Annotated in this window: 10 protein-coding genes; 5 read left to right on the top strand and 5 right to left on the bottom strand. The window is 66.7% G+C overall.

The features are described from left to right. Window positions 1-40: 40 nt before the first annotated feature. Genes ACVWW6_RS38870 through ACVWW6_RS38850 form a run of 5 tightly spaced genes read right to left on the bottom strand, consistent with a single transcriptional unit; the run spans window position 41 to window position 4,642 of the window. Window positions 41-925 (bottom strand): intradiol ring-cleavage dioxygenase, encoded by an 885-nt coding sequence (locus ACVWW6_RS38870; RefSeq protein WP_456682635.1) that lies wholly within the window; start codon window positions 923-925, stop codon window positions 41-43. A gap of 15 nt (window positions 926-940) precedes the next feature. Next, window positions 941-1,843, bottom strand: coding sequence for an NAD(P)-dependent oxidoreductase (locus ACVWW6_RS38865; protein ID WP_456682634.1), 903 nt, complete (start codon window positions 1,841-1,843; stop codon window positions 941-943). A gap of 21 nt (window positions 1,844-1,864) precedes the next feature. Then, window positions 1,865-3,238, bottom strand: coding sequence for an amidohydrolase family protein (locus ACVWW6_RS38860; protein ID WP_456682633.1), 1,374 nt, complete (start codon window positions 3,236-3,238; stop codon window positions 1,865-1,867). Window positions 3,239-3,242: 4 nt separating this feature from the next. Beyond that, window positions 3,243-4,322 carry a maleylacetate reductase gene (locus ACVWW6_RS38855; RefSeq protein WP_456682632.1) on the bottom strand — a complete coding sequence of 360 codons (1,080 nt, stop codon included), beginning with the start codon at window positions 4,320-4,322 and terminating at the stop codon, window positions 3,243-3,245. Then, window positions 4,319-4,642 carry a Dabb family protein gene (locus ACVWW6_RS38850; protein WP_028175559.1) on the bottom strand — a complete coding sequence of 108 codons (324 nt, stop codon included), beginning with the start codon at window positions 4,640-4,642 and terminating at the stop codon, window positions 4,319-4,321. Before ACVWW6_RS38850 ends, ACVWW6_RS38855 begins: the two co-directional genes overlap by 4 nt. Before the next feature lie 108 nt (window positions 4,643-4,750). On the opposite strand from ACVWW6_RS38850, the gene ACVWW6_RS38845 reads away from it, so the two are divergent. The 5 genes from ACVWW6_RS38845 to ACVWW6_RS38825 all read left to right on the top strand — a co-directional run bounded on the left by ACVWW6_RS38845 (window position 4,751) and on the right by ACVWW6_RS38825 (window position 10,836). Continuing rightward, window positions 4,751-5,674, top strand: coding sequence for a LysR family transcriptional regulator (locus ACVWW6_RS38845; RefSeq protein WP_011085469.1), 924 nt, complete (start codon window positions 4,751-4,753; stop codon window positions 5,672-5,674). Between the two features lie 45 nt (window positions 5,675-5,719). Beyond that, window positions 5,720-6,187 carry a MarR family winged helix-turn-helix transcriptional regulator gene (locus ACVWW6_RS38840; protein WP_028175557.1) on the top strand — a complete coding sequence of 156 codons (468 nt, stop codon included), beginning with the start codon at window positions 5,720-5,722 and terminating at the stop codon, window positions 6,185-6,187. Window positions 6,188-6,233: 46 nt separating this feature from the next. Next, a complete protein-coding gene (locus tag ACVWW6_RS38835) occupies window positions 6,234-7,943 on the top strand; it encodes an FAD-dependent oxidoreductase (protein WP_456682631.1) in 1,710 nt (569 codons plus the stop codon). Between the two features lie 89 nt (window positions 7,944-8,032). Continuing rightward, entirely contained in the window at window positions 8,033-9,358 is a 1,326-nt protein-coding gene (locus tag ACVWW6_RS38830; RefSeq protein WP_304551354.1) for an MFS transporter, read from the top strand. Window positions 9,359-9,387: 29 nt separating this feature from the next. After that, on the top strand, window positions 9,388-10,836 hold the full coding sequence (locus ACVWW6_RS38825; protein ID WP_456682630.1) for an aldehyde dehydrogenase: 1,449 nt from the start codon (window positions 9,388-9,390) through the stop codon (window positions 10,834-10,836). Window positions 10,837-10,860: the final 24 nt, after the last annotated feature.

The following is a 10,860-nucleotide window of genomic DNA, read 5'->3' as shown; positions in this document are numbered from 1 at the left end:
GATGACGGACTCTTGCCGGTCCGCTGCGTTGTGGTTCGGCTTAGGCGGCTCTTGCGCTGCTCGCAACCTGCTTCAGGCCGAAATCGTAGTTGAGATGGAAATAGTCGGTGTCCACCATGCGACCATCCGGCGCACGCCCGGCCGGGTGGCGGACGAACTCGCGGATCAGGCTGTCCTTGACGCCGAACACCACGTCGCTGTCGAGATATTGGTCGCCGGCGACGAACACATGGGTCACAAGCTGTTCGAAGCCGGGCGCCGAGATCATGAAATGCACATGCGCCGGACGCCAGGGATGGCGGCCCTGCACCTCCAGCATCTCGCCGACCGGGCCGTCATGCGGGATCGGATAGGCGGCCGGCTTGATCGACCAGAAATGGAAGCGGCCATTGGCGTCGGTGTGGAAGCGCGCGCGCATCGCGAGATCTCCGATCTGGTCGAGCTGCTGCACGTCGTAATAGCCGTCATCGTCGGAATGCCAGACGTCGACGACGGCGCCCGCCAGCGGACGTCCGTCGACGGTCGAGACCGAGCCGGTGACTAGCATGGGATCGCCTTCCATGGGACCGGAGATGTCGGCGCCGATGTCCTTCTCCGGCGCGGCCTGGACGAAGAACGGGCCGAGCACCGTGGTCTCGGTCGCACCTTCCGGCACCGGGTGGTTGATCGCGTCGACCAGCATGGAGACGCCGAGCGTGTCCGACAGCAGGATGAACTCCTGGCGCTTGTCGTCGCACATGTGGCCGGTGCGGGTCAGGAAGTCGATGCCGTATTCCCATTCCTTCTGGGTCGGGCGGACCTCGCGGACGAAGGCATGAAGGTGGCGCACCAGCGCCTCGCTGACCTGCTTGATGCGCGGATCGGTTGCGCCTGCGATCCGCTCCAGCACCGCCTCCGTGATCGTGGTCTCGTTGAAGTTACGCATGGGTGTCTCCGTTGATCAGAGCTTCGGTTCGCCGAGGCCGGACAGCCGCTCGAGATGCTTGACGGTCGCGATGAAGTCGGCCTCGCCGTCGCCCTGCGCGACCAGCGAGCCATAGGTCTCGCGCACTTGCGCCGCGAGCTGCAGCGGCACGCCGACGGCGTGGCCGGCGCCGAGAATGAGATCGAGGTCCTTGGCCATCTGCTTGCAGGAGAAGGTCGATTCGAAATCCCGCGTTCGAAGCGGCGCGGTCTTGTACTTCACCATCGGCGAGGCCACCGCGCTGTCGTCGAGCACTTTCAGGATGTCCTGCCAGGCGATGCCGCCCTTGCGCGCCAGCGCCAGGCTCTCCGCCATCATCGCGGCCGACACCGCGATCATCAGGTTGACCGCGAGCTTGGCGTAACGGGCCTCCTCGCCGGGCCCGAGATAGGTCTGGGCGCGGGTGAAAGCGGCGAACAACGATTTTGCGTTGTCGAAGGCGTCCTTCGGACCCGAGACGAAGCAGGTCAGCGCGCCGGTGTGGACGATGCTGGCGTTGCCGGAGACCGGCGCGCGCAGATAGAGAACGCCGCGCGCCTGCGCGCTGGCCGCAACTTCGGTGGAGGCCTCGACACTCACGGTGCTGGTCTCGATCAGAACGGCTCCGGGGGCCATCGCGGCGATGACGCCGGTGGGACCGAGCAACGCGCCGCGCAAGGCTGCGTCGTCCGGCAGCGACGTGATGACCGCTTCCTTGCCGCTTACGGCCTCGGCCGGTGAGGCGGCGATCGAAATGCCCTGTGTGCGCGCCTCGTTGGTCCGTGCCGCGCTCCGATCGAACGCGGTGACGGCATAGCCGGCCTTGGCGACGAGCTGCGACATCGGCAGGCCCATCTTGCCGATCCCGATGAACGCGACATGTTTTAAAGCGTCAGTCATTGTTGTTGTCCATTGGCGCCTTCAGGCGGCGCGTCCCTGTCGTTCGATATCCTGCACCAGCCGCCGGCCCGATTGCGCCAGCAGCTCCTTCTTCGCCTCCAGCCCCTCGACCAGCAGCCGGCCGCTCCGCTTCTTCCACGCGCCGCCGATCATGACGGACTCGATGTTGGCGAGGCTCGTCTGCATCACGACGGTCGCGACGGGATCGTGCACCGGGACGAGATTGAGATCGGATGCGTTGATGATGACGAGGTCGGCGAGCTTGCCCGGCGTCAGCGAGCCGATCTGGCTCTCCCGGCCGAGCATGCGGGCGCCTTCCATCGTGATCCAGCGCAGCGCCTCGCGCACGGGGATGGTGGTGGTCGCAGGAATGGTGCCGCTGCCCCGGCGCGTCTCCGCATTGTCGAGCGCCCGCTGCATCGACAGCGCGACGCGGGCGGCGGAGAAGAGATCGCCGGCCAGCACGGATTCAAGATCAATGCCGATCGTCGGCCGGACGCCGCGCTTCAGCAGGCGTCCCGTGATCGGGAAGCCGTGGCCCTGGATCATCTCGTTCTCTGGCGTGACCGAGAACGACACGCCGAGATCGACCATCCGGTCGAGGAGATCGTCGGGCAGATCGTTGCCGTGGACGATATTGACGCCGGCGCCGACGAGGCCGGCCGCGATCAGCTTCTCCCAGCCATCCGGCGTCTTGGCCGGACCGCCGCCCTGGTGCATCGAAGCGATCAGCTTCAGCTCCCGCGCCAGGCGGAAGTCGTGCATGGCGACGTCGAGCGTCGAATAATGCGGACCCAGAATGGCGAGCCCGAGCGTGACCAGACCGTCGCGGTCGGCGAGGGGGCCGGCGAGCAGCCGCTCGACCTCGCGGCGCGGATGCGGCACTTCCGAGAAATGCGGCTCGCCGGGCTTCGGCTCCGGTTTCGGCGAGCCGTGGAAGAACGCGGCGCGGATGCCGCTCTCGATCAGGCCGCGCACGGCGGCATCGGTGTGATCGGGCGTCGGATTGTTGTGGCACCAGTCAACCAGCGTGGTGGTGCCGCAATTGATCTGGTTCAGCGCGCCGGCCAGCGTGGCGATGTAGATGTCGTCGGGCCGGAACACGGTCGCGAGCCCGGCGTGCATGCGCCGGAAATATTCGAGCAGCGTCCAGTTCGCGGCATAGCCGCGTAAGCCCGTCTGCCAGGTGTGCATATGCGCGTTGACGAGGCCGGGGATGACGATGCGCCCCTTGCCGTCGACGATTTCGGTCTCGGCCGCGCCGCTGCCGAGGTCGATCGACGGCCGCACGTCAACGATGCGGCTGCCTTCGACCAGCACGTCGCCGGTGCGGAGGTCGCCGATCGCATCATCCATGCTGATGATGGTGGCGGATCTGATCAGCGTGCGCCGCATCGCTTCAAGCCACAGCTTTGGTGGTAACAGGCGGCTCGCCGGCCCAGGCGCGCGCGATCAGGTCGCGGATGGCGCCTCGCTCGAGCGGCCGCGGATTCCAGTAGGCGTTGGTGACGGCGAGATCGGCCGCCTTGTCGATGCCGCTCTCGGGCATGCCGACATCGCGTAGCGCCAGTTTTGCATTCAGCCGTTTCGCTAGCTCGTAGAGTCCCTGCGACGCATCGGCCGCGCCGATCGCGCGCGCGACGCGCGCCATCGCCTCGGGCACGGCGGGGGCGTTGTAGGCCAGCGCATGCGGCAGCACGATGGTGTGCGTCTCGGCGTGCGGCAGATCGAAGGTGCCGCCGAGCGTGTGGCAGAGCTTGTGATGCAGCGCCATGCCGACCGTGCCGAGGCAGACGCCGCACAGCCAAGCGCCATAGAGCGCCTCGGTGCGGGCCTCGCGATCGTCGCTTCTGGCGGCAATGGCGGGCAGGGCACGCGCGAGCGCGCGAATGCCTTCTTCCGCCATCAGCGAGGTGACGGGATTGGTGTCGCGCGCATAAAGCGCTTCGACCGCATGCGCGATCGCGTTGATGCCTGATGTCGCAGCCAGGCTCGCCGGCAGCGTCAAGGTGAGATCGACGTCGTAGATCACGGTCTCCGGCAGCACGGCCGCATCGCGCACCGTGGTCTTCAGGCCGTTCTCGGTCTGGCCGACGATCGGCGTCATCTCCGAGCCGGCATAGGTGGTGGGGATGCAGAGCTGGTTGACGCCGGTGCGTAAGGCGAGCGCCTTGCCGAGGCCCGTTGTGGATCCGCCGCCGAGCGAGACCACGCAATCGGCATCGCACGCCTTCATCGCCGCGAGCGCCCGCTCGGTAACGTCGACCGGCGTATGCATGGTGGCGCCCGGAAAGATGCCGGCATAGAGCGGGCCGAGCGCTGTCCCTAAGCTCTTGCCCTGCGCCTCCTGCTGCGGCGTCGTCAGCACCAGTGCGCGCTTGCCGCCGAGTCGCTCCACCTCGGCCTTGGCACTAGCCAACGTTCCGCTGCCGAACACGACGCGGCAGGGCAGGTTTTCGAAGGTGAACGAACCGATCATGCGCCGGTCTCTTTGATGGGATAATCGACCTGAAAGCGGCCGATCCGCAAGTCGCCAAGCGCCTCGCGCACGCGCAGGTGCTCCGGGTGGGTGGCGTAGGCCGCAAGCGCGGCCTGGTCGGTGAATTCGGAGAACAGCACGACGTCGCAGGCGTAATCGACAGCGCTGACGTCGAGGCCGACTTCGATATGGGTGAGGCCGTCGATCCGGCCGCGCAGGCCCTCGAACAGGGTCTTGACCTTGGCCCGGGCGGCGGACCGCTCCTCGGGGGTCTCCCCGCGCAGCCGCCACATTACGATGTGCCTGATCCGGCCCGACATTTCCCAGTTTCCTCGCCTGTCATCTTGCTTGTGTTGGACCCATTTTGGCTTGCGGGATACGGAAATAAAGGCCAATATTTGTAAGTCTCTTTTCCTATAAGTGGAAAAATGGATCGCCTGCTCCAACTGGAGGTGTTCGCCAAGACGGCCGAGCTCGGCAGCCTGTCCAAAGCCGCCGAGGCCTTGCGCATGTCGAACGCGGCCGCGAGCCGCCATCTCAGCGCGCTCGAGGAGCGCCTCGCCGTTCGCCTGATCGAGCGCAACACGCGCCGCCTGTGGCTGACGGAGGCGGGGCAGGAGTTGCTGGAGCGGTCCAGCCGGGTGCTGAGCGAACTGGCGGAAGCCGAGGACATCGTCAGCGATCGCGCGCTGTCGCCGCAGGGCATGCTGCGGGTCACGAGCTCGCTGTCCTTTGCGGTGATCTATCTGGCGCCGATGCTGCCGGCCTTCCGCGCGCGCTATCCGAAGCTCAACATGCAGATCACCACCGCCAACCGCTATCCTGACTTCATCGAGGCGGGCATCGATGTGGCGATCCGCACGCGCGAGCAGGAGCCGGATTCGAACATCATCGTCCGCCGCATCGGCCAGATGCGTCGCGTGCTGGCAGCCGCGCCCTCCTATCTCGCAAGCGCAGGCGAGCTGGAACAGCCCGCCGATCTCGCGCGCCACAACATGCTCGTCTACAACCTTGCGAACGATCCCTATTCGCTGCGCCTGCGCAAAGGCAATGGCGCGCAGACGGTGCGCATCACGCCGACGCTCGACAGCAATGACGGCCAGGTCATCCGCGGCGCGGCGCTGGCGGGTCTCGGCATCCTCATCCAGCCGCTCTACATCGTCCAGAGCGATATCGCGGCGGGCCGTCTCGTCCCGGTCCTGCTGGATTGGGAGCTGCCTCTGCTCACCATGAACATCGCCTACCAGAACCGTGCCGGGCTGCCGGCCAAGATCAGGGCCTTTTCCGACTTCCTCGTCACCCACATCCGCGAGCATTCGCAGCCGGGGATATGGATGGACGCGGCGAAGTAAGTGACAGACACTGAAATCCCGACTGTTTCCGAGAAGGCATATCCATTGAAATCCAGGACATCCGGGACGGCGTGGCGGCATGCCAATATCGGCCGCCTGCTCAACAACGCGGTGCGACGTTTCGAAGGCCGCGTGCTCGAATTGATGAGCGAGCGGGGGCATGACGAGACGCGCATCGCCCATGTCAGTCTCACCCGCAATCTCGACGTGGAGGGGACGCGGCTCACGGAGCTCGCCCGCCGCGCGTCGATGAGCAAGCAGGCGATGGGCGAGCTGGTCGATCAATGCGCCGAGCTCGGATTGGTGGACCGCATCGCCGATCCGACCGACCGGCGCGCGCGCATCGTCATGTTCACGCCGGCCGGACGCAAATGGCTCGATGCGTTCCGCGATGCCGTCGACATCGCCGAGCAGGAGATGCGCGCCGAGCTCGGCAAGGCCACGATGGAGGCGATCTTGAAGGGACTGGCGGTCTATGGCGCGCAGTTCGACACGCTCGACGACGCCGAATAGTCAGGCTACTTGACGATATCGTCAGGCAACCTTACCATGCAGGATAATGCTGGTAGGGAGAAGCGCCTTGGAAACACGTCTGACGGCCGCCGTGCTCATCGTAGGCGGGGGCCCATGCGGGCTGATGCTGGCCAACGAACTCGGCCGCCGCGGCGTGTCCGCGATCCTGGTCGATGAAAAGCCGGGCACGGCGTTCAATCCGCAAGCCAATGCGACGCAGGCGCGCTCGATGGAGCATTATCGGCGGCTGGGTTTTGCCGACGAGATCAGGCGCGAAGGCCTGCCGGCCGATTATCCGACCGACGTCGCGTATTTCACCCGCTACACCGGCTATGAACTGGCGCGGTTTGCATTGCCGTCGTCCTCGCGCGCGAGCGAACTCGTCAAGGGCCTGTCGGGCTCCTGGAGTGCCGCGGAGCTGCCGCATCGCGTCTCGCAGAAATACGTCGAGGCGGTGCTGCGCCGGCACGCCGAACGGCTTCCCGGAATCCAGCTCAACTACGGTCATCGTCTCATCGGCTACACCGAGAGCGATGACGGCATCGTCGCCGACATCGAATGTCTCGACGATAACAGCCGCTTTCAGGTTCGGGCCGACTTCCTGGTCGGGGCCGACGGGCCGCGCTCGCAGGTCCGGCAATCGCTCGGCATCGTCTATGGCGGTGAAACCGGGACGCAGCGCGACTTCATGGGCGGCCGCATGCTGGCGGTCTATCTCCGTTCACCCGAGTTCTACGCCGGCATCCCCCATGCCAGGGCGTGGATGTACAATTGCTTCAACGGCGATCGCCGCGCCTTCATGGCCTCCGTGAACGGGCGCGACGAATTCGCGTTTCACACCCAGCTCCGGCCGGGCGAAGACGAGAGCGCGATCACGGTCAACGAGGCCAAGGCGGCGTTCCAGCGCGCCTGCGGCGCGCCGATCGCATGCGAGGTGTTGTCGTTCCTGACCTGGACCGCCGGCCACGCGCTGGTCGCGAATGCGATGCAGCGGGGCAGGGTGTTCCTTGGCGGCGATGCGGCGCATCTGTTCACGCCGACTGGAGGCCTCGGCTACAACACCGCGATCGAGGATGCGGTCAATCTCGGTTGGAAGCTCGCAAGCGTCGTCAAGGGCGTGAGCCCGGCCGCGCTGCTCGACAGCTACGAGGTCGAGCGGCGTCCGGTGGCGCTTCGCAACACCGACTATGCGCGCCGCTTCGCCGACTCCCTCGGCCTGTTCGCGCCCGCGCCGGAGATCGAGGACGCCACTGACGCCGGCGGCGAGGCGCGGCGGATCGCGGGCGTCTATCTCGAGCAGCACGCCCGCGCCGAGTTCAACATCCCCGGCATCACCTTCGGCGGACGTTACGACGGTTCGCCGATCATCGTCTCCGACGGCAGCCAGCCGCCGCCGGACGCCGCGAATGTCTACGTTCCGAGCGCCTGTCCCGGCGGCCGCGCACCGCATGTGTGGCTGGACGACGGCGTGTCCTTGTACGACCTGTTCGGTTTCGAGTGGACGCTGCTCCAGTTCGGCGACGTCACGTCCAGCCATGCTCCGCTCGGCGAGACGGCCCGCGCGCTCGGCGTCGACGTCAAGCTCGTCACGCTGCCGAAGTCGCTGCGCGATCTCTACGAGGCGGACCTCGCTCTGATCCGTCCGGACCAGATCGTGGCCTGGCGCGGCAGCGCGTCGCAGGCCGGGACGATCGGACGCGTTCTTGCCCGCGCGCTCGGGCACGGCGCGGGCGATGGCGCGCGGCTGGCAAGCTGATCTGTTCCCGCGGCCACATCCAACCCGTGGCCGCACGGCAATAACAACAAACGCAATAACAACAAGCAACGACAACGGAGGAGGAAAACGTGACCACAGGAGCATTCGAGGACTACGACGAACATGCCGCCACCGCTGCCGCTACCGCGCAGACGGCGAGCGGCCGCTGGCGCATTCTGATCGCCGGCACCATCGGCACGGCGATCGAATGGTACGACTTCTTCATCTACGGCCTGATCGCGCCGCTGGTGTTCGATCAGTTGTTCTTCCCGAAATTCGATCAGCTCACGGCGACCATCGCTGTCTTCGCGACGTTCGCCGTCGGATTTCTGGCGCGTCCGCTCGGCGGCATCGTGTTCGGACATTTCGGCGATCGCCTGGGCCGCAAATCCGTCCTGCTGTGCACGCTGCTGATGATGGGACTTGCGACCATGTCGATCGGACTGTTGCCGACCTACGCCAGCGCGGGCGTGGCCGCGACGATCGCGCTCGTCGTGCTGCGCTTCCTCCAGGGCTTTGCGCTCGGCGGGGAATCGACCGCGGCGATCCTCATGGCAATCGAGACGGCGCCCGGCAACCGGCGCGGCTTCTCTGCCGCGGTGATCCAGGCCGCGGGACCCGTCGGCGTCGTGCTGGCCTCGTTCGCGGCGCTGGCGATCTCGCGGCTGCCGGAGGCGGATCTGCTGTCCTGGGGCTGGCGCGTTCCGTTCCTGATCAGCGCGGTGCTGGTCGCGCTCGGCGTCTACATGCGCTTGCGCATCGAGGAGAGCGCGACCTTCCGCGAGGCGAGGCCGGCTGAAACCGTGCCTGTCGTCGAGGCGGTGAAGGGACATTGGCGGCCGATCCTCATCGTGTTCTTCGCCGAGATGGCGCAGACGTCCTACTTCTACCTGACGGCCATCTTCACCATCTCGTTTGCGACGCGCCAGCTCGGCGTTCCGAAGGACGTGATCACGCAGGCCGTGCTGTTCGCCAATCTCGTCGGGCTCGTGGCCATGCCCCTGATCGGGGCCTGGTCCGACCGAATCGGACGCAAACGCCTGTTCCTTGCCGGCGTCGCGCTCGCAACCATCTCGATGTTTGCATTCTACGGTGCGATCGCGAGCCGTGACACGCTGCTGGTGACCTGTGCGGTGATATTGGCCGCAGGCGTAATCCATCCCCTGATGTTCGGCACCGAAGGGAGCTATTTCCCGGAGCTGTTTCCGACCCGCATCCGCTTCACCGGCGTGTCGATCGGAAAGCAGCTCGGCACGGTGCTCGGCGGCGGCATCGCGCCGCTCGTCGCCACCAGCCTGTTCGCGCAGACGGGCTCCACCTACGCGATCACAGGATACTACGTCGCGCTTGCGCTGGCAGCGATGATCGCGCTCGGCTTCGCGCACGAAACCAGCAAATCGCGGCTGCTCGGCTGAGCCCAGCCACAAACATCAGGGAGGTTCTCATGGACGTCAATCTTCTCATCAGCGGGCGGGATCAGGCCGCTTCGACCGGCAAGGTATTCGAGCGGCGCAATCCGCTCTCGCAGGAGGTCGCGAGCCGCGCGGCCGCCGCGACGGTTTCCGACGCCGACGCGGCGGTGGCGGCGGCGTCCGCCGCGCTCGCCGCGTGGTCGGCACTCGGCCCGAACGCGCGGCGCGCCCTGCTCTTGAAGGCCGCCGATGCGCTCGAGGCCAAGCGCGATGCCTTCATCCGGATCATGATGGCCGAGATCGGCACCACCGAAGTCTGGTCGGCCTTCAACGTCAAGCTCGCAACCGGCATGCTGCGCGAGGCGGCGTCGCTGACCACGCAGGTCGCGGGCGAGGTGATCCCGTCCGACAAGCCGGGATGTCTGGCGATGGCCGTCCGCCAGCCGGCCGGCGTGTGCCTCGGCATCGCGCCCTGGAACGCTCCGATCATTCTCGGCGTTCGCGCCGTGGCGACGCCGCTCGCCTGCGGCAACACGGTGGTGCTCAAGGCCTCCGAGATCTGTCCGGGAACGCACCGGCTGATCGGAGAGGTGTTCAGGGACGCGGGATTTCCGCCCGGCGTCGTGAACGTATTGACCAATGCGCCGGCCGATGCGCCGGCGGTGGTGGAACGTCTCATTGCAAATCCGGCGGTGCGGCGGATCAATTTCACCGGCTCGACTCGCGTCGGCCGCGTCATCGCCGAGCTCGCCGGCCGCCACCTCAAGCCGGTGCTGCTCGAGCTCGGCGGCAAGGCGCCACTGGTCGTGCTCGACGATGCCGACCTCGATGCCGCGGTCGCCGCCGTGGCGTTCGGGGCCTTCATCAACCAGGGCCAGGTCTGCATGTCGACCGAGCGCGTGATCGTGGATGAGAGCGTGGCCGATCAGTTCGCCGCTAAGCTTGCCAAGAAAGCCGGTGCGCTTCCGGCCGGCGACCCGCGCTCCGGGCCGGTGGTGATCGGTTCGATGATCGACGAGGCGCCGGCCAGGCATGTCGTTGCGCTGATCGATGACGCGATCGGCAGGGGCGCCGTCAAGCTTGCGGGTGGAGAGCGGGCCGGAACGGTCGTGCCCGCGACCGTGCTCGACCGCGTCGTCCCGGGCATGCGCATCTACAGCGAGGAGAGTTTTGGTCCCGTCGTGTCGGTGATCCGCGCGCGCGGCGTGGATGATGCGGTCCGCCTCGCCAACGATACCGAGTACGGTCTTTCGGCCGCCGTGTTCGGCCGCGACGTCGCGCGGGCGCTGACGGTGGCCCAGCGCATCGAAAGCGGCATTTGCCACGTCAACGGACCGACCGTGCACGACGAGGCGCAGATGCCGTTTGGCGGTGTGAAGGGATCGGGCTACGGCCGTTTCGGCGGTCAGGCCGGGATCGCCGAATTCACCGATCTGCGCTGGATCACGATCGAGACCCAGCCTCAGCACTATCCCTTCTGATCGCGTCACCACACGGCGAAGCAT

The sequence above is a fragment of the Bradyrhizobium sp. USDA 3311 genome, from assembly GCF_054062495.1.
The sequence above is the reverse complement of the archived record's forward strand: the minus strand, read 5'-3'. Positions and strand labels throughout refer to the sequence as shown.

What these genes read in the sequence shown, in the direction of transcription:
- ACVWW6_RS38870 (WP_456682635.1), bottom strand. Translation starts at nt 925, where the DNA reads ATGCGTAACTTCAACGAGACCACGATCACGGAGGCGGTGCTGGAGCGG.
- ACVWW6_RS38860 (WP_456682633.1), bottom strand. Translation starts at nt 3,238, where the DNA reads ATGCGGCGCACGCTGATCAGATCCGCCACCATCATCAGCATGGATGAT.
- ACVWW6_RS38865 (WP_456682634.1), bottom strand. Translation starts at nt 1,843, where the DNA reads ATGACTGACGCTTTAAAACATGTCGCGTTCATCGGGATCGGCAAGATG.
- ACVWW6_RS38825 (WP_456682630.1), top strand. Translation starts at nt 9,388, where the DNA reads ATGGACGTCAATCTTCTCATCAGCGGGCGGGATCAGGCCGCTTCGACC.
- ACVWW6_RS38850 (WP_028175559.1), bottom strand. Translation starts at nt 4,642, where the DNA reads ATGTCGGGCCGGATCAGGCACATCGTAATGTGGCGGCTGCGCGGGGAG.
- ACVWW6_RS38855 (WP_456682632.1), bottom strand. Translation starts at nt 4,322, where the DNA reads ATGATCGGTTCGTTCACCTTCGAAAACCTGCCCTGCCGCGTCGTGTTC.
- ACVWW6_RS38845 (WP_011085469.1), top strand. Translation starts at nt 4,751, where the DNA reads ATGGATCGCCTGCTCCAACTGGAGGTGTTCGCCAAGACGGCCGAGCTC.
- ACVWW6_RS38835 (WP_456682631.1), top strand. Translation starts at nt 6,234, where the DNA reads ATGCTGGTAGGGAGAAGCGCCTTGGAAACACGTCTGACGGCCGCCGTG.